This is a genomic window from Pseudomonas sp. QLc11A, assembly GCF_052112305.1.
Taxonomy (GTDB): Bacteria; Pseudomonadota; Gammaproteobacteria; order Pseudomonadales; family Pseudomonadaceae; genus Aquipseudomonas; species Aquipseudomonas laurylsulfatiphila.
The window spans coordinates 111,782-131,100 of the sequence record NZ_JAVAJJ010000017.1; the positions used below are offsets into that span (position 1 = coordinate 111,782).

A 19,319-nucleotide genomic window follows, 5' to 3' on the forward strand; every position below is an offset into this window, starting at 1 on the left:
CACATCCGGTTGATGAAACGAATCGATGATTTACAACGCCATGGCCAACCCATTGGCGTGATCCCAGCCGACGCGAACCGCTGCGCCGTGTTCGAAGGCATTGGCGCCGTGATCCTGCTGGCGCGGCACCCGCACGCAAACCACGCCGAAGGCCTGGGTGCGTACGCGGTATTCGGTGGAGTTTCCCAGGTAGATCCGGTCTTCGACGCAGCCCGGCAGCTTCACTTCGCGGCTCATCTCGGCATGGGCGCCGGCGATGCTGATCAGCTCCGGGCGCACCGCGATGCAACCGGCTGTGTTGGCGCTCAGGGCTTTGCCGGTGGGCGTCAGCGGGCTGGTCAGTTCCAGACCCTGCTCGGTACGCAGCACCACCGAATTGCCGTTGAGCTGGCGCACGGTGCCGTCGAACAGGTTGGACTCGCCGATAAAGTCGGCGACGTAGCGGCTGGCCGGAGCCTCGTAGAGTTGCTCCGGGGTGGCGGTCTGGATGATCGAACCGTTGTGCATCACGCTGATGCTGTCGCTCATCGACAGGGCTTCTTCCTGGTCGTGGGTGACCAGCACGAAGGTGATGCCGACCTCACGCTGCAAACGCAGCAACTCCGATTGCATCTCCTTGCGCAGCTTGCGGTCCAGCGCGGCCAGCGGCTCGTCGAGCAGCAACACCGTCGGCTTGTTGACCAGCGCGCGGGCGAGGGCGACACGCTGTTGCTGGCCGCCGGAAAGCTCGCTCGGCTTGCGCTGGCCGAAGCCGCTCAGGCGCACCATTTCCAGCGCTTCATCGGCCATGCGCAGTTGCTGTTTCTTGTCCGGGCGCGGTGTGCGATAGCGCAGGCCGTAGGCAATGTTCTGCGCCACGGTCAGGTGCGGGAACAACGCGTAATGCTGGAACACCATGTTCACCGGCCGCTCGAACGCCGGCACACCGGCCACGCTTTTACCGGCCAGACGGACCTCGCCGCTGGTGGGCTGTTCGAAACCGGCGATCATGCGCAGGGTGGTGGTCTTGCCACAGCCCGAGCCACCGAGAAAGGAATGAAACGAGCCACGCCGTACCGCGAAATCCAGACCGCTGACGGCCTGCACCTCGCCATAGCGTTTGACCACATTGCAGAATTCGATATCGCTTGGCGGGGTGTTGTTCACGAGGCGGGCTCCCTTGCAGTGATGAATCAGTGCGTCGGGGGCCAAACTAGCAATGGGGGTTTTGCGGTGTATATATCCCTTGGGGGATAGGAGGGGAGTGGAGCAGGTGTTCAGTGGGTGTGAAGTGTAGAGATCACACGCGACTGGCTACATTTGAGGTTCTGATGGGCAAGGTCGACACTCTCATTCATTTCAGTAAGCGGGTATCCAGTCCAAAACGCTCCTGCGAAACAAGCTTGAATTGGTCCGCTGCCAAATCGCAACTGACCAGCAGGTTCCAGGAGTGGCGGGTAACCGTAGACGGAATAAGCACGAATGGGTGTTCGGCCAGTAGCTCATCAGCAAAATGCTGTTGATTGGGTGAAAGTTCAGACGGAATGAGCCAGTTCGGGTTCGGCACATCTTCGGGCTGAACGACCTTGATGACATTCGAATCCAGCACTTCGAAACACGTCAGCACATAAGGCACCCTGTCGAGCGTATCGAAGCCAGCGTGGGTGGCGACTTCTAAAATCGCAGTAGCCGGGTCAGCCGAAGCGTAAATGACCCGACGGCCAGGAGGGTTCCATCGGCCGCCGGATTGTTGCGCACCAATGCCGCTATCCCATGAGTCCTTGAAAACTGCACGGTCCAGACGCCAAGCGTGCCACTTCCCATCCCAAGGCAAAGGATTCATTGATAAACCCCATGTTCAATTCGGGTCAGATAGTCCTCTACCACCTGGAAACCCAGTGAGTTGTCGATCAGTTCCAGCGGAATATGACCCTCCAGGTACTTGCAGGGTTTTCTCAGCCAGTCCTCAGCCAACTGCTGATCGCCAAACACATTGATGGCGTGCTCGAGTACCTGTGCAAACTGAAAGGCGACGGTGCTTTGTTGCTGGTTCAGCCGAACTGGCTGGGTCTCCTTTGCCAAGCGCTGCACAGTTCTGAGGGATTTCCCGGTAATGCGCTGAACAAGGTCGTGTTCCATGTACAGGCCGGATATGGAAATCATGTCCCTGACGTCGCTCAGATCAAAGCCTTCCTGGGTGTATCGGATGATCAACATGCGCGTATCGCCACTACGGCCATGTAGCAGCACCTCAGTCGGCTTGCGGGCGAGACGCTTTGCCTCCGTTCCAACGACTTCATTTTCTGTGGATCTGACGGCGGGCATACCGATTACCTCCATGCGACATTTGACGTGATCATAACGCCAAATGTCGCCATCCGGGCAATTGACTTTGTCGACCCTTGTCTCGCGCATGTAATCGTTTCACCCTGAATGTTGAGAGCGGCCAAGTTAATACTCACGCTTCCGACCGCCAACCTTAAAAGTACGTCGGATATTTCCTCTGGTTCCCTAGGAATTTCAACGCAAGTGGGTCGCGTAAATTCACGGCTGAGATGTTCGTGTTTAGTCGCTGTCAGCGTTACTTCCCGCAAGCTACAACACCTTGCGTCATTGCCTACAGGTACGCCAGAATCCGCCGGCTTGTGCGCTTCGGGCCTGGGTTTTATCGTTTGCCGGTCGCTGGAAAACAACAGTGATCGGGTTTGGTAGCCCAGGTATGCGAGGTGCAATGCTTCATCATCTGCAGTGTTTTTCTACTCTGCTCTATGGTGGCCATGCACAGGGCGCCTTCGGGCGCGCCGGTCTCCTCGTATCCCGGTCTACCAACCTGCGTATGGCCACCACCCTACGTTTGGTAGCGTGAGAGTGATGGCTCCTTTTTACGATGCGAGGAGTTTCACTATGTTCAAAGTCACACCCAACCCGCCGGACACTGATCCGGCATCTCCGTGCGAAAGTTTCGATCACAACCTCAATCCCGGCCCCCATATCATGGCGACGCCGCGAAAACCCAGCACGATGTTCATCGTCAATCCCGAGCTCAATACCGAAACCTTGCTGGTGCACGCCTGCGAGTCGCTGGCGTCGGCCAATGTCATGGCCAACGATCTGGTGGATCATCTGGAAGGGTCGAGCCGCAATGCGCTGTTGGGCATCGCGCAGGTGATCATGTTGGGGGAGTTGGCGGTGAACCGGGTGCTGGATCAGCTTGATCCGCCCTGACCACAATCTTCAGATCACCAGTAGACCTGTGGGAGCGGGCTTGCCCGCGATGGCGGTATGTCAGACACATCAATGTTGAATGTGCTGCCGGTATCGCGGGCAAGCCCGCTCCCACAGGGTTTTCTGCTTACCGACAGGTATCAGGCTTGCAGCTTGAGCCCAGGGGAGCAGGATCAGCTTGATTCGCGCTGACCACAATCTTCAGATCACCAGTAGACCTGTGGGAGCGAGCTTGCTCGCGATGGCGGTGTGTCAGACACATGGATGTTGAATGTATGGCCGCAATCGCGAGCAAGCTCGCTCCCACAGGGATATGCGTATACCAATGGGCATCAGGCTTGTAGCTTGAGGCCGGGCGCCTGCAACGGATCCTCCGTCAGCTCCCGAATGAACAACCCCAACAACTCCGACTGGCTGCCAATGCCCAGCTTGGCGTAGATGTTCTTGCGGTGAATTTTCACCGTGCCGGGACTGATGTTCAGTTGCTCAGCCACCGAAGCACTGGAGTGGCCGCGCAGCAACAGCTGGACAATCTCCTGCTCGCGCCCGGTGAGGATGTGCGCGCCGAAGTGGTCGAAGGCTTCGCGGATCTTGAAGTCCAGGTCCTGCGCCGGTCGCGGTTGTTGGGCCTGGCGCAAGCGCCAGGCTTCGTTGATGACCTGTTCGACCACCGCTTGCGCACACTCGACGAGCTGCATTTCGTCCCGGCTGAAGGCGCAACTGGCACTGGAACGCATCAGCGACAACACCGCCATGGCGCCGTTGCCGAGGTCGACGAAAAACGCCACTTCCTCGGCCAGCCCTGTTTGCTGGTAATAGGTCAGGAAGTATTCGCCAAGGTAGAAATGGTCGGGGGCGAACTGGCGCAGACGCCACAGCCCCGGCGCCTGGCCGCGGGTGCAGGCCAGGTAGAACGGATCGAGCAGGTAAGGCCCGCACTGGTAGTCGTCGACATACACCGCGCGTTTGTCCGCCGAAAACGTATCGAACAACGCCAGTGGCCGGTGATTGCCTTCGTAGACAAACAACACGAAATGATCGACCGGGCAGATTTGTCGAAGCCAGTGGCTCAATCCCGACAGCCGCGCATGCCCGGCAGGCAGGTCGAGCAGGTGGGCGACTCCGGTGGTCCAGAGTTTCAGTTCCTTGGGGCGCATGGCGACTACAGGCAGAGGAGGATGGCCTTTGGATGCACAAAGTACGCCATGGCGGGTGGCCCCGTGTGGAGCGGGGTGGCGCACGGCAAGGCGTTTGAAAGACGCACCGCATTGGGGCCGGGTGTTACCGAGTGCTACAGGGTTGGTAGCAGAAATGATCAGGAGCACAGGTGGCTTTCCCTGAGCTCAACCCTCGCCCCCGGAAAACCTGCGCGCCAGCTGTCGCTGTTCAAATGCCTCGCTGATGAAGTCGATGAACGCCCGGGTCCTGGCCGGCATGAGGGCGCGTGTGGCGAAGTACATGGAAATGGTGCCGGCATCGGCGTACCAGTCCGGCACCAGGCGCAGCAGATCGCCGCGTTCGATCCAGCCTTGCACATCCTCCACGGCGAGAAACCCTACGCCCAGCCCCAGCAATACCGCCTCGCGCACGGCAACGGGATCGTTGACGATGATGCTTTCCCTGACTTGCGCGGGCACTTCCACGCCGGCCTTGTTGCGCATGTTCCAATAACGTACCCGACCGGTCTGGGGGGATCGCATCAAGATGCCTTCAAGGTCTTCGAGTGCGTCCGGGGTCGCGGGGACAGGACGGCCCCGCAGGTAATCCGGTGAAGCGACAGCGATGACATGAGCAGGGGCCAACGGTCGTGAAATGACGCCTTGGGCCAGCTCAAAGCCAGCGCCGATGGCCACGTCATAACCATCGGCGATCAGGTCTACCTGGCGGTTCTCGAAATGCCATTCCGGGCGAATCAACGGATAACGGGCCAGAAACGCCGGTAGCAGAGGCAGCACGTGGCTGATGCCAAAGGTCGGCGCCATGCTCACCTTCAGTTGCCCGCAAGGTTCGCCCTGATCGGTCGCCACTGAACTGATCGCGTGTTGCAAGGCGTCGAGGTTGCCGCCGATGGACGCCAGGAAGTGCTCGCCGGCTTCGGTCAATGTCAGCTTGCGGGTCGAGCGATGGAACAAGCGGACGCCAAGGTTGCGTTCAAGCATCGCCACATTGCGGCTGACAGCGGCAGGCGTCAGGGCGAGATGACGGGCCGCGGCCGAAAAGCTGCCGGCCTGCGCGCTACGGACAAAAGACTCCAGATTGGCCAGGGTTTCCATCGCTCACCTGATACGAATGCTTGAAAGTGATTTAAGTCATTGCACTCTAATCATTAAGTATTGGCGCGGCCATGATGATTTCACCTTAACCCGAGAGTGAATCCATCATGACGACCCAAACCCTCCCGCTTGCCGGAAAAGTTGCCCTGGTTACCGGCGGCTCGCGTTCGATCGGCGCAGCAATTGCCAGGCGCCTGGCCGCCGACGGTGCGCAGGTGGCACTGACCTACAGCGCCTCGCCGGACAAGGCCCGGGAAGTGGTGCAGGCCATTGCCAGCGAAGGCGGCCGCGCCATGGCGATTGCGGCGGATGCCGGTGAACCGCAAGCGATGCGTGCGGCGGTTGCGCAAACCGTCGACACCTTCGGGCGCATCGATATTCTGGTCAACAATGCCGGCCTGGCCCTCGGCGGCCCGATCGAAGACATCGAGTTCGAAACCTACCAGCGCATGATCGCGGTCAACGTCACCGGCGTGTTCGTGGCCAGCCAGGAAGCCGTGCGCCAGATGAAGGACGGCGGCCGCGTCATCCATATCGGTTCGTCGATGACCCGTTATGCCGCATTCCCCACTGCCTCCCTGTACACCCTGACCAAAGGCGCGATCACCGGTTTCAATCGCAGCCTGGTGCGTGACCTGGGACCAAAAGGCATCACGGTCAACACCGTGCACCCGGGCCCGACCGATACCGACATGAACCCGGATGGCGGCGCGGTCAGCGATTTCGTCAAGCCCGGCATCGCTGTTGGCCGCTACGGCCAGCCCCACGAAATTGCCAGCCTCGTGGCCTTCCTCGCCGGCCCGCAAGCAGCCTTCATCACCGGCGCCGACATCGTCGCAGACGGCGGTTTCACGGCCTGATCCCTTTCTTTCATTGAACGAGGAATTTTCAACATGACCACCATCGGTGTGATCGGCGCGGGCGCTATCGGCAGTGCTTTTGCCCGGGCAGCGGCAAGCAAGGGGATCAGTGTCATCCTTTCCAACAGCCGTGGCCCGGCGTCGCTGGCTGAGCGGGTCAGGGAGCTAGGGCCGCTGGTCAAGGCGGGCACCCGGGAGGAGGCCGCCGCACAGCCGATCGTGCTGGTCGCGGTGAACTGGTCGAAGTTGCCGGCAGCACTGGCAGGGCTGCCGGACTTCGCCGGACGGATTGTGATCGATGCCAACAACCCGATCGAGGCACCGCTGTTCAAGGGCGTCGACTTGCAGGGCCGGACATCCAGCGCGGTGTTCTCCGAGCTGGTACCCGGTGCCCGGGTGGTCAAGGCATTCAATCACCTGCAACCGCAACTGATTTGCGCCGACCCGGGGAGGGAAGGCGGGCGCCGCGTGCTGTTTGTCTCCGGCGATGACCCGCAAGCCAGGGAGACGGTCGGTGGCTTGATCAACCGCCTGGGCTTCTTCGGCATCGACCTGGGGATGCTCGACGTCGGCGCCCGGCTGGTGCAGTTTCCTGGCGGACCTTTGCCGGCACTCAATCTGGTCAGGTTTGTCTGACCAGATTCAGGCGTGCCTTTCACGGTCGAACCGCCATCAGCGCTCAGCTGCTGTCAGTGGTTGAGTGGTGCTGGACGATCTGGATGAGGTTGCCGCAGGTGTCGTCCAGTACCGCGAGGGTGACCGGTCCCCTCACCGTCGGCGGGCGGGTGAACTGAACGCCGGCGGCACTGAGCCGGGCATATTCGGCTTGCACGTCATCGACGCCGAAAAACGTGCAGGGAATGCCGTCCTGCTTGATCGCGCTCTGGAAGGTTTTAGCCGCGCCGTGGGCATTGGGCTCCAGCAGCAGTTCAACGCCATCGGGATCCCCGGGGGACGTCAGCGTCAGCCAGCGGTGTTCGCCCATGGGAATGTCATGCTTGAGTTCAAAGCCGAGGACATCCCGGTAGAAGGCAAGTGCCTTGGCCTGATCATCGACGAGTACGCTGGTGACTACGATTTTCATGGGGGGGGGCCTCCTGATGGCTATTCACGCTCCCGACGAGCGTTGTCCAGTAGACGGCAACAGTATGGTCAGAATTCCCAGCAGCGGTAGGTACGAACACAGCGTGTAGACATACTCGATGCCATGGATATCCGCCAGGTGCCCCAGCAGCGCAGCACCGATTCCGCCGAATCCGAACATCAGGCCGAAGAACACCCCGGCGATCATGCCGACGTTGCCGGGTACCAGTTCCTGGGCGAAGACCACGATGGCCGAGAATGCCGAGGCGAGGATGAAACCGATGATCATGCTCAGCACGCCCGTCCAGAACAGGTCGACGTAGGGCAGGACGAGGGTGAACGGCGCAGCGCCGAGGATCGAGAACCAGATCACCTGCTTGCGGCCGATCCGGTCGCCGATCGGGCCGCCAAAGAACGTACCCGCCGCGACGGCACCGAGGAACAGGAACAGGTACAGCTGCGAACTGGCTACCGACAGGTCGAATTTTTCGATCAGGTAGAAGGTGAAGTAGCTGGTGAAGCTGGCCATGTAGAAGTATTTGGAAAACACCAACAGCGCCAACACGATCAGAGCGAAGGTCACCCGCCGTTTCGACAAGCCGTGGGTGGCCTTGCTGCCTTGCTTGAGCTTGAACAGGTTCAGGTGATTGCGATACCAGCGGCTCAGGCCATATTGCACGAGGATGGCGAACACCGCGAACAGGCCGAACCAGGCGACGTTGCCCTGGCCATAGGGAATGATGATCGCGGCGGCCAGCAAGGGGCCGAAGGCGCTGCCGGCGTTGCCGCCGACCTGAAAGGTCGATTGCGCCAGGCCGTAGCGACCGCCCGAGGCCAGGCGTGCCACCCGCGAGGTCTCCGGGTGAAAGGTCGACGAGCCAACCCCCACCAGCGCCGAGGCCACGAGAATCGCCGGGAAACTGCCGACCATCGACAGCATCAGGATACCGATCAGGGTGCAGACCATGCCGGCCGGCAGCAGCCACGGTTTGGGATGACGGTCGGTGTAGAAGCCGATCCAGGGCTGTAGCAATGAGGCAGTGAGCTGGAAGGTCAGGGTGATCAGGCCGACCTGGGTGAAGCTCAGGCCATAGCTGGCCTTGAGCATCGGATAGATCGACGGCAGCACGGCCTGGATCAGGTCGTTGATCAGGTGCGCCAACGCACAGGCGCCGATGACGCGCATGACCAGGGGGCTGGCCTGGCTGGCGACCGAGGCGGTGGGTGAGGGCGAACTGAGGGTGGTGGTCGACATAGGCAGGTTTCCGGATAAAAAACGCGAGCCGCGAACGCAAGGCGCAGCCAATTTCAGAGTTCGGCGTTATCCTATGGCCCACAAAGTCGCCCGTCTCGCGCAACTCGGGCGCCGACCATCGCAAAAAGGGCGTCATGATCAAGTCATTGCAGACATTTCTTGCGGAGATCGACCAGGGCGATTGGAGTGTTCGCAGCAGTGCGACCGACTACCCGGAAAACTGGTTTATCGCGCCGCATTCCCATGAAAAGCATCAACTGATCTATGCCATCGAAGGCGTGATGGTGGTGCACGCCGCCACCAGCCAATGGACAGTGCCGCCGAGCCGTGGCATCTGGATGCCGAGTGGGGAAGTGCACTCGATTCGCTGCGTCGGGCCGATCAAGATGCGCAGCGTGTTTGTGCACCCCGGCGCGAGCCCGGACCTGCCCGGTGAAACCCGCGCGGTGAGTGTGTCCGCGTTGCTCAGTGAGCTGATCAAGGTCTCGGTGGATTTCGATTTCAATTGCGATCCGGACTCGCGGGAAGCCCGGGTGCTGCGGCTGATCCTGGATGAACTGACGATACTGCCGACCTTGCCATTGAACCTGCCGCAGCCCAGCGATCAACGGATCAGCCAGATCTGTAGCGCGTTGCAGCAGGACCCGGGCGATGGCTCGACCTTGTCGGACTGGAGCGCGCGGTTGAGCCTCGACGCCAAAACCATCCAGCGCCGCTTTCGCAAGGAAACCGGCATGACTTTTGGCCAATGGCGCCAGCAAGCGCGACTGCTGCTGGCGCTGGAACGCATCGCCGTCGGGGAGAAGATCATCGACGTCGCCGGGGAGCTGGGATACGACAGCCCGAGCGCGTTCACGACCATGTTCAAGAAGCAGTTCGGCAAGACGCCGAGTGATTTTTTCAAGTGAGGCGGCCGCCCGAGGGACGGCCGCTTGACGCCTGAATCCGTTCAGGATCCTTGCGGTGTTTCACCTCGCGCCAGTCGGGCATTGATGTCTTCGATGACCGCCGGCAGATCGACGATGGTGTCGATCAGGTAGTGCGGGCGGGAGCCTTCGAACATCCTGACGATGCGGGCCCGCTCACTGTCCAGCCTGTCGGAAGGCAGGGCCTTGTATTGCTCGTAGGTCAAGCCCAGGGCATTGCCGGAACAGGTCAGCGCGACCGTCCACATCCCGGCGGCACGGCCTTCCAGAATGCCGGGCCAGGTGTCGTCGACCTTGACGCAGGCGGCGACGTCGCTGATCCCCAGGGCAATCACGTTGGCCAGGGCCTGGGCCGGGTAGGGGCGGCCGTTCGGCACCTCGTCGGTGGCCACCACATGGTCCGCCACGTAGCCATTGTGCCGCGCCAGTTCGACCACTTTTTCCATGACCACGGCCGGGTAACCGGAGCAGGAGCCGATTTTCAGGCCCTTGTCGCGCAAGGCATCGATGGTGTTCAGGGCGCCGGGTATCAGGGCCGAGTGCAGGGCGATTTTCTCGATCTGCAGCGGCATGAAGCGTTCGTACAGTGCGGTGACATCGTCATCGGTCGGCAGGCGGTCAAACACGGCACGGTAGCGCTCGGCGATCTGCGGCTGATTGCACAGGGTGCGGATGTGATCCCACTTGCCCATGCCCATCGGGCCCCGGGCTTCTTCCAGCGAAACGGCGACGCCGAACTCGGCAAAGGCCTCGACGAAAATCTGCGTGGGGGCGAAGGAGCCGAAATCGACAACGGTGCCGGCCCAGTCCAGGACCACGGCTTGCAGTTGGGTCGGTTGTTGGTAGTTCATGGTATTTCTCCATTTTTTGTTGTGGGCAGGCCGTCCCTCCTGTCGCCAGGAAGTAGGCCTGTGGATTGCTCAAGGGTGAGACGAAATCAGGTGGCCGGCGTTGGGCTCGAGTCGAACAGCTCCGCGATCATCGGCCGGTTTCGGCGAATGCCCAGGCAGCACAGGTGGTAGTCGATGGAAAACGGGTGATTGACGAAGGTGATCGGTTTGGTGCCGGGCGTTTCGGCGTACTCGACGGCCGAGACGAAACCGATACCGATGCCCTTGGCGATGGCATGGACGATGGCCTCGCGGCTGTTCAACTGCATGACGCAATTGAGGGCGACGCCCAGGCGCTTGCAGCTTTCCTCTACCAATTGGCGAGTGCGGGAGCTTTTTTCCCGCAGCACCCATTTCTCTTCGCTGATCTGCTCGACATGTACTTCTTTCTGCCGGGCCCAGGGATGGTCCTCGCGCACCACCGCAATGATCGGGTAGCGCCGGTAAAGCTGCGTGTCAAAACGCTGGTCGAATTCGGACAGGGCCAGGATCGCCACATCGATATCGAAGTTGAACAGGCGATCCAGGGTCTCTTTTTCCGGAGAAAACGAGGTTTCCAGCTCGATGTCCGGGTGCCGCTGCATCAGTTCGTAGGTCAGGTTCATCGCAATGGGCGGGGACACTGCGCCCAGGCGCAGCATGCCGGTCTTGCGTTGCTTGAAACTCTGCAGCAGTTGCACGGCTTCATCCTCCTGGCCGAACAGGCCCTGGGTGATCGCATAGAGTTGGTGCCCGGCGGCACTCATTTCGATAAAGCGGCCGCGGCGATGGAACAGCTCCACGGAAAACTTCTTCTCCAGGGCATTGACCTGCTCACTGACCGTGGGCTGGCCGACGCTCAGGTACTCGGCGGCGAGGGTGAAGCTGCCGGTCTTGGCCACTGCATGAAATGAACGTAGCCACTTGTGGTACTGGTACATAGACGATCCTGTTCAGAAGCCGCGCCTTCGATTCAACCTGCCGTGCCCGGCAATCAACGCCTGATGAACAACGCGACAATCGCACTGCACAGGCAGGCGCTGGTGACCACGATGAAGATCAGCGAGGTGTTGCCGGTACTGTCGAGCATACTGCCGATCAGTGGTTCCGCCAGGCCGGCGAACAGATAGGAAGAGAAGTTCATCACGCCGGTCGCCGTGCCGGCACGCTTGGCGCCCACCAGGTCCGGGCACAGTGCCCAGAAGCTGGAAGCGGGGCCGTACACGAAGAAACCGCAGAGGAACAACGCCACAAGGCCGGTCGCGCTGTGGGGGGCAAGGGTCCACATCCACAGACTGGTGGCCGCACCGAGGAACATGTAGAGCATGATCGCCAGGTAGCGCTTGGAGCCGAACAGCTTGTCCGAGATCCAGCCGTTGCTCAGCGCGCCGATGGCCATGCCGACCGGAAGCGCCACGGTGATCCATTTCGGATCGATCATGCTGTCGCCGCTTTTCCAGTTGGCGCCCAGGAAGTGCACCGGCACCCAGACGATCAAACCGTAGCGGGCAGCGTTCTGGAACCCCAGGGACACGGCGGCGATGATCAGGCGAAAGTTCTTCAGTACCGCTTTGTAGCGTTGCGCCGATGTTTCGGTTTCACCGTGCGCCACCTCATGGTTCTTGTCCTCGGCGTTGGCCACGCCCGTGTCGGCCAGCGGTTCGAACCCCAGGTCTTGCGGACGCTCGCGGGCCACCAGGTAGAAGAGGATGCCGCCCGCCAGCATGAGCAATACGGGCAGGCGGAAGATCCAGCGCCATTCCAGATGCATCACCTCAAGTACGACGATCGAGGTCACGTAGGACAGCACCGACGCGCAGCCGGCTGCAAACACATACAAGCCGTAGACCTTGCCGCGTTCGCCCGCGCTCCACCAGTTGGAGATCAGCCGACTGCCCGGCGCCCAGCCCAATGCCTGGAAGTAGCCATTGATGCCCCAAGGCAAAATCAACGCGGCAAAGTTGCTGGCGAAACTGGTCACCCAGTTGGCGCCGCAGGACAGCACGGCGCCCAGGGTCATGATGCGTCGGCCACCGAACTTGTCGGCGAGGTTGCCGTTGATGGCCTGGCCAATGGCGTAGGCCCAGAGCATGACGGCCGATACCCAGCCAAGGTGCTCTTTGGTAAAGCCGAACTCGGCCTGGATGCCGGGAATGGCGAAACCGAACGTTTGTCGCCCGGTATAGAAAAACAGATAGCAAAACATGGCGGCCAGCAGCATGCGCCACTGGGCCACGCGAAACGATGCGGTGTGTACGGCGAGACCTGGCATGGTTTGGGCACGATTCATGATCTTTTCCTTATTCTTGTTCGTTCCCTGCGAGTTGCGGCGCAGGGTGCACTCTTTTTCAGGTGCGGCAGGAAATCGTCGCGGCTCGTTACGCCGCTGGCAGTGTAGTGTCTTGGGGGGCTGTCGAGCCCTAGGCCGCTCGTGAGCCGATGAAGTTCTTGCCGCGTGCGCCCTGCAGGGCGAAATCGATCATGACTTGCGCCTCTTCGGCCGTTACGCCGTAGTCGGCGAATTCGGTCTTCACATCCAGGCTGTGCAGGAAGGCGCGCAAACGGGCCTGGGCTTTGTCCAGGTCTGGTCCGAAAACCCGTTGCAGGGTCTTGTCACGCGTTGCGTCGTGGCCCCAGGCAAGGCCCAACACCAGAGGCAAGGTGAAGGAGCAGGCGATGCCGTGGGGCAGACCGTAGTGCAAGGTCATCTCATAGGAAATGGAGTGGGCCAGCGCGGTCTTGGTGTTGGAGAACGCCATGCCGGCCTTGAGTGCGGCGAGGGCCATCCGTGAACGCAGTTCCTGGCTGGACAGGTCACGCCGCAGCAAGGGCAGGCATTCGAGGATGTCCTCGATGGCAGAGATGGCGAAGGTGTCGGAAAGCGGGTTGGCGTTGATGTTCCAGATCGATTCCAGTGCGTGGGACAAGGCATCCAGGCCTGTGGACACGGTGACGCTGGCCGGCACCGTGAGCATCAATTGCGGATCGATGATCGCGACCTTTGGCCAGGTACAGTCCAGGTGCAGGGAATACTTCTTGTGGTTGGCCGCGTCCCAGATCGTCGCCCAAGGCGTGACTTCACTGCCGGTGCCTGCCGTGGTCGGGGCTGCGATCAGCTGTTTGCTGCGTACCGGAACGAAGGGTTTGCCGCTTGCCAGCAATGCCAGCAGTTCATCGAAACGGCCTGACTCGGTGCCGACAATCAGCGCTTTAGCCGTGTCGATGGCACTGCCGCCTCCGACGGCAATCACCGCATGGCAATCGCCGGCTTCCTGCCAGAAGCGTTCATAGGTCGCGCGCAGTTGCGCGACATCGGGGTTGGGCTGGACATCTTCGATCACGTAGACCAGACGTTCACCCAGCAGCGCCTGGAGGCGATCCACCAGCCCCAGGTCACGGGCTTCGGGAAAGGTTACGACGGCAACGTTCTGGTGTTCGGTGATGGCGGCCAGCTCTTGCAGGCTGCCCCAGCCGAAACGGGTATCCACTGGGTTGTGAAATCGGGCGGTCATGGCGGGTCCTTGGTTTTTGTTGTTGGAAGTGACGCCATGCTCGCGGTCCACGCACTGCTGCACAAATCGATAATTCGCAGGTTTGAATCGGCTGGGCCGATAACAACCTCACAATGCAAAACACCGGCACGGGGCCGGTGTTCTGTTCAGCTAATAGTTTGAACACCGCACCTCCTGTGGGAGCGAGCTTGCTCGCGATTGCGGTCGTACATTCAACATCTATGTATCAGGCACAACGCTATCGCGAGCAAGCTCGCTCCCACAGGGTTTGTGTGTTGAGAACTTCAGACAAACAGGCGCAACAGTATCGTCGCCAGAATCACCGTCGAAGCCCCGCCAATGCGCGTGGAAATCTGCGCGAACGGCATCAGCGACATGCGGTTGGAAGCCGAGAGGATCGCCACGTCTCCGGTGCCGCCCAGGCCGCTGTGACAGCAGGTCACGATGGCCGATTCGATGGGGTACATCTTCATCAGGTTGCCGATGAAAAAGCCGGCCACGGTCATCGATATCACCACCGAAACGCACACCAGCACATAGCCGACCGAGAACACTTTCACCACGCTGTCCAGCGGCACGTAGAGCATGCCCAGGCCGATCATGACCGGCCAGATGAAGGCCGACGACACCAGCTTGTAAAAGGTGTTGGCGCCTTTCTCGAGTTTCTCCGGCAGCACCCGGAGGTACTTAAACAGCACCGCCACGAGGATCATCATCACCGGGCCGGGAATGTCCACGACTTTTTCCAGCAGGCCACCGAGGACGAAGAACGCGCAGATCACCAGGACCCCGGCACCCATGACGCGGAAGTCGACAAGGGAGCCGGTGTCTTCCTTGACCTTGAATTTATCGTTCTCGTCCTTGGCGCGAATCAGCGAACCTTCGCCATTGATGTTCGGGCGCTTGAGGGCCAGGCGCGCGAGAAAACCGGCACAGATGATCGCCGCGATGTTGCCGACCACGGCGGCGGGCGCCAGTTGCGCCACGTAGATATCCGGGGTGCCGCCGAGGATCGCCGAGTAGGCCAGCGACAGGGGCAGAATCCCTTCGCCGATCCCGCCGCCAATGATCGGCACGATGATGAAAAAGAACGTGTGGTGAAAGCTGTAGCCCACCAGTTTGCCGACCAGCAACCCGCTGGCAACGGCGGCCAGGGTGCCGACAAGCAGGGGGATGAACATCCGCAGCATGCCCTGGACCAGGATGAAGCGGCTCATCCCCAGAATGCTGCCGACCACCAGGCTGGCGATCACGAAGTACAGGAAGTTGGCTTCCTTCATGAGCATTTTGGTCGCGTCGATCGTCGCCGGCCCGAAGAAGCCGTAGAACACCAGGATCGAGGGCAGCATCAGGCACAGGATGGCGCCGCCGCCGATTTCCTTGAGGATCGGCAGGCGCGAGCCCAGCTGGCCGAAAAACACGCCCATGGTCATGATCACGGCGAGCCCGCCGATCATGTTCTTGGGCAGGAAGCCCAGATGGGCCGAGAGATAAACGATGACCGCGATGCCGAGAAAGATCGGCAGCGGGATGACGCCGATTTCGTAGGCGCAGAGGCTGCGCAGGCGTTGCACGAAACCGCTGTCGGGGGTGTTAAGGGTTTGCTCGTAGGGCTTGTTCATGTCGCGCTTTCCTCATGTTGTTTTTATCGAGGATTCAGAAACCACGGTTGGCCGGGGATGGATTGCCACTCGGTAGATCGATGCTATCCTTCGCGAATAACGCGATAAACAGCAAAAGTATGAGGCGTATGAACACGAATCGTGATCAATTTCCCTTGCCTGAAGACCTCAAGGTGTTCCTCACCGTCGTGCGCAAAAACGGCTTCGCCAGCGCCGCCGAGGAGCTGGGGTATTCGCCGGCCTACATCAGCAAACGCATTTCCGTGCTGGAAACCACGCTCTCGACCCGCCTGCTGCACCGCACGACAAGACGCATCGCACTGACCGACGACGGTGAGCGGGTGCGGGTGTGGGCGGAGAAGTTGCTGGGTGACTTCGATGATTTCGTCGGCGAAATATCCGAGGCGCGGCAACAGCCCATGGGTTCGTTGCACATCTGCAGCAGCTTTGGTTTTGGCCGCAACCATGTGGCGCCGGCCATCTGCGAGCTGTCGCAGACCTATCCGAAACTCGAACTGCGCCTGGACGTGTTCGACCGCGTGGTCGATATCGTTGGCGAGGGCTTCGATCTGGAGATCCGCGTAGGGGATGACCTGCCGGGCCAGCACCTGGGGCGCAAACTGGTGAGCAACCGGCGGGTGCTGTGTGCGACGCCCGAGTACCTGGAGCGGCGCGGTGTGCCGCAGTCGCTGGCGGACCTCAAGGACCACGATTGCCTGGTGCTCAAGGAGCGCAACAACGCGTTCGGTGTATGGAACCTGACGAAGGACGGGCAGGAAGAATCGGTGCGTGTCAGCGGGCCGTTATCCTCCAACAACGGTGAGATCGTGTTGCAGTGGGCCTTGAGTGGCGGCGGGATTCTGTTGCGCTCGATGTGGGATGTGAAGCCGATGCTGGAGCAGGGACGACTGGTGCAAGTGCTGCACGAATACACCCAGAGCGCCAACGTGTGGGCGGTGTACCCGACGCGGCTGAGCCAGTCGGCCAAACTGCGGGTTTGCGTCGAGTTTCTAGAGGAGTATTTTCGTCATCTGTCTCTGTAGGAGCGAGCTTGCTCGCGATGGATTCAAGAGCGCCGCGTTTAGCCAGTAAGCACGCGTTATCGTTAACGACCATCGCGAGCTCGCTCCTACAGGAATCTGTTCGGCCCGTTGCAACGTGGTGCCAATGGCATCCAGCCCCAGCAGCGTCATTATCCTCTGTAGGAGCGAGCTTGCTCGCGATGGATTCAAGAGCGCCGCGTTTAGCCAGTAAGCTCGCGTTATCGTTAACGATCATCGCGAGCAAGCTCGCTCCTACAGGAATCTGCTCGGCCCGTTGCAACGTGGTGCCAATGGCATCCAGCCCCAGCAGCGTCATTATCCTCTGTAGGAGCGAGCTTGCTCGCGATGGATTCAAGAGCGCCGCGTTTAGCCAGTAAACACGCGTTATCGTTAACGACCATCGCGAGCAGGCTCGCTCCTACAGGAATCTGTTCGGCCCGTTGCAACGTGGTGCCAATGACATCTAGCCCCAGCAGCGTCATTATCCTCTGTAGGAGCGAGCTTGCTCGCGATGGATTCAAGAGCGCCGCGTTTAGCCAGTAAGCTCGCGTTATCGTTAACGATCATCGCGAGCAAGCTCGCTCCTACAGGATCCTTATCAGACCAGCCAGGGATTTTCCGCCAGGTGCCGGGCTTCGAACTGGTGTATCTGCTTGGCCCGTTGCAACGTGGTGCCAATGGCATCCAGCCCCAGCAGCAATGATTGCTTGCGCAGTTGATCGATCTCGAACGGGATCACGCTACCGTCCGCCAGTTCGATGGTTTGTTCCGGCAGGTTGACGCTGATTCGAGCCGTTGCCGGGTTGCTGGTCAACGCGGCAATCTGCTTGAGTTGATCCTCGATCAGCTGAATTGCCAACACCCCATTGCGCTGGCAGTTGTCGTAGAAAATGCCAGCGAAGCTAGTGCCGATCAGTGCGCGGATGCCCACTTGTTTCAGGCCCCAGACCGCATGTTCGCGACTCGAACCACAGCCGAAATTGGCACCCACCACCAGAAACGCAGCCTCGCTCCAGGCGGGTTGGTTGAGGATGAACCCCGGATCGGGTTCGCCGGACTCAAGGAACCTCAAGTCAAAGAACAGCCCCTTGTCCAGGCCCTTGCGATCAATCCCTTTGAGGAACTGCTTGGGCATGATCACGTCGGTGTCGATGTTGGCGGCCAGAAGCGGGGCGGCGCTGCCGCTGACGATAGCGAAAGGTTGCATGGTTCAAGCCTCCAGCGCGAAGGTGCGCACGTCGGTCAAGTGCCCGGTAATCGCTGCGGCGGCGACCATGGCCGGGCTCATCAAATGGGTGCGCGCACCGGCGCCTTGCCGGCCTTCAAAATTGCGATTGGTGCTTGAGGCGCAGCGATCACCGGGGGCGAGCACATCGTCATTCATGGCCAGGCACATCGAGCAACCCGACTGGCGCCATTCAAAACCGGCATCGAGGAAGATCTGCGCCAATCCTTCGTCTTCGGCCTGGTCACGCACCATCGTCGAACCGGGAACAATCATGGCCCGCACGTGGGCCGCCACCCGTTTGCCGCGCACGACGCGGGCGACATCGCGCAGGTCCTCGATGCGCGCATTGGTGCACGAGCCGATGAAAGCGTGGCTGATCAACACGTCGCTGAGCGGCATGCCCGGCTCCAGGCCCATGTAGTTCAAGGCGCGTTGCATGCCCTGACGCAGGATCAGGTCCGGCTGTGCGGCCGGGTCCGGCACATGCCCGCCCACCGGTGCGGCCTGATCGGGGCTGGTGCCCCAGGTGACCATGGGTTCGAGCGCCGCGACATCCAGGGTGACTTCGCGATCGAACACCGCACCCTCGTCGCTGTTCAGGCCGCGCCATGTTGCGACGGCCTGTTCCCACAGCTGCCTCCGGGGTGCGCGGGGCTTGCGTTGCAGGTAGGCGAAGACCTTGTCATCCGGGGCCATGAACGCACCTCGGGCGCCGGCTTCGACGGCCATGTTGCAGATGGTCATGCGCGCTTCGACGCTGAGATCGCTGATCGCCGGGCCGGCGAATTCGATGGCATAGCCCGTGGCGCCCGAAGCGCCGATTTTCTCGATCAGGGCCATGATGATGTCCTTCGACGTGACGCCAGGCCCGAGCAGGCCATTGACCGTCACGCGCATCGTCTTCAGGCACTTGTAGACCAGGGTTTGCGAGGCCAGCAGGTGTTCGATTTCCGAGGTGCCGATGCCGAAACCGAAGGCACCCAGGGCACCGTAGGTGGTGGTGTGGCTGTCACCGGCAGCAACGACCATACCGGGCAGGATAAAGCCTTGTTCGGGGGCCACGACGTGCTCGATGCCCTGGCGCTTGTCCAGCACGTCGAACAGTTCGATGCCGAAGTCGCGGCAGTTTTCTTCGAAGTAGGACACCTGACGGGCGCCGCCAGCGTCCGGCATGGCAGCAACGCGTGTCGGCGCCGTGGGATTGACGTGGTCGACCACCGCCAGCGTCGCGCTCGGCCGCCAGGCTTTGCGACCTGCGTCACGCATGCCGCTGAAGGCTTGCGGGCTGGTGTATTCGTTGGCGACCTGGCGGTCGATGTACAGCAGCACGTGGCCCTGATCGTCGAGGGCGCAGACGGTGTGACTGTCGATATGTTTCTGGTAGAGCGTTCTGGGGCTGTGCATGGTATGGGCTCTTGTTGTCATGCGAGATCACGGAAACGTA

19 protein-coding genes are annotated in these 19,319 nt (G+C 60.9%); 5 read left to right on the forward strand and 14 right to left on the reverse strand.

Translation table 11 applies throughout. The annotated features are described in order from the left end of the window. Positions 1-30: 30 nt before the first annotated feature. The 3 genes from Q8X48_RS22780 to parS form a co-directional block, all read right to left on the reverse strand. Positions 31-1,146 (reverse strand): ABC transporter ATP-binding protein, encoded by a 1,116-nt coding sequence (locus tag Q8X48_RS22780; RefSeq protein WP_126046138.1) that lies wholly within the window; start codon positions 1,144-1,146, stop codon positions 31-33. A gap of 187 nt (positions 1,147-1,333) precedes the next feature. Then, positions 1,334-1,822: an RES family NAD+ phosphorylase gene (locus Q8X48_RS22785; protein ID WP_407801961.1), complete on the reverse strand. Its 489-nt coding sequence runs from the start codon at positions 1,820-1,822 to the stop codon at positions 1,334-1,336. Beyond that, positions 1,819-2,304: a type II RES/Xre toxin-antitoxin system antitoxin gene (gene parS / locus Q8X48_RS22790; protein WP_407801962.1), complete on the reverse strand. Its 486-nt coding sequence runs from the start codon at positions 2,302-2,304 to the stop codon at positions 1,819-1,821. Before parS ends, Q8X48_RS22785 begins: the two co-directional genes overlap by 4 nt. 579 nt (positions 2,305-2,883) lie before the next feature. On the opposite strand from parS, the gene Q8X48_RS22795 reads away from it, so the two are divergent. Further along, entirely contained in the window at positions 2,884-3,204 is a 321-nt protein-coding gene (locus Q8X48_RS22795) for a DUF6124 family protein (RefSeq protein ID WP_407801963.1), read from the forward strand. 332 nt (positions 3,205-3,536) lie between these two features. On the opposite strand, the gene Q8X48_RS22800 is transcribed toward Q8X48_RS22795, so the two are convergent. After that, positions 3,537-4,361, reverse strand: coding sequence for a response regulator transcription factor (locus Q8X48_RS22800; protein WP_407801964.1), 825 nt, complete (start codon positions 4,359-4,361; stop codon positions 3,537-3,539). Between the two features lie 186 nt (positions 4,362-4,547). Further along, positions 4,548-5,477, reverse strand: coding sequence for a LysR family transcriptional regulator (locus tag Q8X48_RS22805; protein ID WP_407801965.1), 930 nt, complete (start codon positions 5,475-5,477; stop codon positions 4,548-4,550). Between the two features lie 107 nt (positions 5,478-5,584). On the opposite strand from Q8X48_RS22805, the gene Q8X48_RS22810 reads away from it, so the two are divergent. After that, positions 5,585-6,337: a 3-oxoacyl-ACP reductase family protein gene (locus Q8X48_RS22810; protein WP_407801966.1), complete on the forward strand. Its 753-nt coding sequence runs from the start codon at positions 5,585-5,587 to the stop codon at positions 6,335-6,337. Between the two features lie 33 nt (positions 6,338-6,370). Beyond that, the gene (locus tag Q8X48_RS22815) at positions 6,371-6,973 is read left to right on the forward strand and encodes an NADPH-dependent F420 reductase (RefSeq protein WP_407801967.1); all 603 of its coding nucleotides are present in this window, start codon (positions 6,371-6,373) and stop codon (positions 6,971-6,973) included. Positions 6,974-7,016: 43 nt separating this feature from the next. Here the strand turns inward: Q8X48_RS22815 and Q8X48_RS22820 are convergent, their stop codons facing one another. Further along, positions 7,017-7,421: a VOC family protein gene (locus Q8X48_RS22820; protein ID WP_407801969.1), complete on the reverse strand. Its 405-nt coding sequence runs from the start codon at positions 7,419-7,421 to the stop codon at positions 7,017-7,019. A gap of 24 nt (positions 7,422-7,445) precedes the next feature. Further along, entirely contained in the window at positions 7,446-8,675 is a 1,230-nt protein-coding gene (locus tag Q8X48_RS22825) for an MFS transporter (RefSeq protein ID WP_407801970.1), read from the reverse strand. Between the two features lie 134 nt (positions 8,676-8,809). Here Q8X48_RS22825 and Q8X48_RS22830 point away from each other — a divergent pair, with 134 nt between their 5' ends. Continuing rightward, positions 8,810-9,583 (forward strand): AraC family transcriptional regulator, encoded by a 774-nt coding sequence (locus Q8X48_RS22830; RefSeq protein WP_407801971.1) that lies wholly within the window; start codon positions 8,810-8,812, stop codon positions 9,581-9,583. 41 nt (positions 9,584-9,624) lie between these two features. Here Q8X48_RS22830 and phnX read toward each other — a convergent pair whose 3' ends face one another. From phnX to Q8X48_RS22855, 5 genes are all read right to left on the reverse strand, one after another. Continuing rightward, positions 9,625-10,452, reverse strand: coding sequence for a phosphonoacetaldehyde hydrolase (gene phnX / locus Q8X48_RS22835; protein WP_102675516.1), 828 nt, complete (start codon positions 10,450-10,452; stop codon positions 9,625-9,627). Between the two features lie 86 nt (positions 10,453-10,538). Beyond that, the gene (locus Q8X48_RS22840) at positions 10,539-11,411 is read right to left on the reverse strand and encodes a LysR substrate-binding domain-containing protein (RefSeq protein ID WP_007980564.1); all 873 of its coding nucleotides are present in this window, start codon (positions 11,409-11,411) and stop codon (positions 10,539-10,541) included. 53 nt (positions 11,412-11,464) lie between these two features. Continuing rightward, entirely contained in the window at positions 11,465-12,760 is a 1,296-nt protein-coding gene (locus Q8X48_RS22845; protein ID WP_126046132.1) for an MFS transporter, read from the reverse strand. Positions 12,761-12,890: 130 nt separating this feature from the next. Continuing rightward, the gene (gene psrA / locus Q8X48_RS22850; protein ID WP_126046131.1) at positions 12,891-13,982 is read right to left on the reverse strand and encodes an iron-containing alcohol dehydrogenase PsrA; all 1,092 of its coding nucleotides are present in this window, start codon (positions 13,980-13,982) and stop codon (positions 12,891-12,893) included. A gap of 284 nt (positions 13,983-14,266) precedes the next feature. Next, entirely contained in the window at positions 14,267-15,604 is a 1,338-nt protein-coding gene (locus Q8X48_RS22855) for a 2-hydroxycarboxylate transporter family protein (protein ID WP_407801972.1), read from the reverse strand. A 128-nt stretch (positions 15,605-15,732) separates the two neighbouring features. On the opposite strand from Q8X48_RS22855, the gene Q8X48_RS22860 reads away from it, so the two are divergent. Next, complete coding sequence (locus tag Q8X48_RS22860) at positions 15,733-16,647, forward strand: LysR substrate-binding domain-containing protein (RefSeq protein WP_126046129.1); 915 nt, start codon at positions 15,733-15,735, stop codon at positions 16,645-16,647. A 598-nt stretch (positions 16,648-17,245) separates the two neighbouring features. On the opposite strand, the gene leuD is transcribed toward Q8X48_RS22860, so the two are convergent. Together leuD and leuC are read right to left on the reverse strand one after the other, a co-directional pair. Next, positions 17,246-17,854, reverse strand: coding sequence for a 3-isopropylmalate dehydratase small subunit (leuD, locus tag Q8X48_RS22865; protein ID WP_407802543.1), 609 nt, complete (start codon positions 17,852-17,854; stop codon positions 17,246-17,248). Between the two features lie 3 nt (positions 17,855-17,857). Beyond that, positions 17,858-19,279 (reverse strand): 3-isopropylmalate dehydratase large subunit, encoded by a 1,422-nt coding sequence (gene leuC / locus Q8X48_RS22870; protein WP_407802544.1) that lies wholly within the window; start codon positions 19,277-19,279, stop codon positions 17,858-17,860. Positions 19,280-19,319: the final 40 nt, after the last annotated feature.

Excerpts from the sequence above, each read along its gene's own strand:
- psrA (WP_126046131.1), bottom strand. The coding sequence starts at position 13,982 with ATGACCGCCCGATTTCACAACCCAGTGGATACCCGTTTCGGCTGGGGC.
- phnX (WP_102675516.1), bottom strand. The coding sequence starts at position 10,452 with ATGAACTACCAACAACCGACCCAACTGCAAGCCGTGGTCCTGGACTGG.
- Q8X48_RS22825 (WP_407801970.1), bottom strand. The coding sequence starts at position 8,675 with ATGTCGACCACCACCCTCAGTTCGCCCTCACCCACCGCCTCGGTCGCC.
- Q8X48_RS22820 (WP_407801969.1), bottom strand. The coding sequence starts at position 7,421 with ATGAAAATCGTAGTCACCAGCGTACTCGTCGATGATCAGGCCAAGGCA.
- Q8X48_RS22855 (WP_407801972.1), bottom strand. The coding sequence starts at position 15,604 with ATGAACAAGCCCTACGAGCAAACCCTTAACACCCCCGACAGCGGTTTC.
- Q8X48_RS22810 (WP_407801966.1), top strand. The coding sequence starts at position 5,585 with ATGACGACCCAAACCCTCCCGCTTGCCGGAAAAGTTGCCCTGGTTACC.
- Q8X48_RS22795 (WP_407801963.1), top strand. The coding sequence starts at position 2,884 with ATGTTCAAAGTCACACCCAACCCGCCGGACACTGATCCGGCATCTCCG.
- Q8X48_RS22830 (WP_407801971.1), top strand. The coding sequence starts at position 8,810 with ATGATCAAGTCATTGCAGACATTTCTTGCGGAGATCGACCAGGGCGAT.
- Q8X48_RS22860 (WP_126046129.1), top strand. The coding sequence starts at position 15,733 with ATGAACACGAATCGTGATCAATTTCCCTTGCCTGAAGACCTCAAGGTG.
- parS (WP_407801962.1), bottom strand. The coding sequence starts at position 2,304 with ATGCCCGCCGTCAGATCCACAGAAAATGAAGTCGTTGGAACGGAGGCA.
- leuC (WP_407802544.1), bottom strand. The coding sequence starts at position 19,279 with ATGCACAGCCCCAGAACGCTCTACCAGAAACATATCGACAGTCACACC.
- Q8X48_RS22800 (WP_407801964.1), bottom strand. The coding sequence starts at position 4,361 with ATGCGCCCCAAGGAACTGAAACTCTGGACCACCGGAGTCGCCCACCTG.
- Q8X48_RS22805 (WP_407801965.1), bottom strand. The coding sequence starts at position 5,477 with ATGGAAACCCTGGCCAATCTGGAGTCTTTTGTCCGTAGCGCGCAGGCC.
- Q8X48_RS22840 (WP_007980564.1), bottom strand. The coding sequence starts at position 11,411 with ATGTACCAGTACCACAAGTGGCTACGTTCATTTCATGCAGTGGCCAAG.
- Q8X48_RS22845 (WP_126046132.1), bottom strand. The coding sequence starts at position 12,760 with ATGAATCGTGCCCAAACCATGCCAGGTCTCGCCGTACACACCGCATCG.
- leuD (WP_407802543.1), bottom strand. The coding sequence starts at position 17,854 with ATGCAACCTTTCGCTATCGTCAGCGGCAGCGCCGCCCCGCTTCTGGCC.
- Q8X48_RS22785 (WP_407801961.1), bottom strand. The coding sequence starts at position 1,822 with ATGAATCCTTTGCCTTGGGATGGGAAGTGGCACGCTTGGCGTCTGGAC.
- Q8X48_RS22815 (WP_407801967.1), top strand. The coding sequence starts at position 6,371 with ATGACCACCATCGGTGTGATCGGCGCGGGCGCTATCGGCAGTGCTTTT.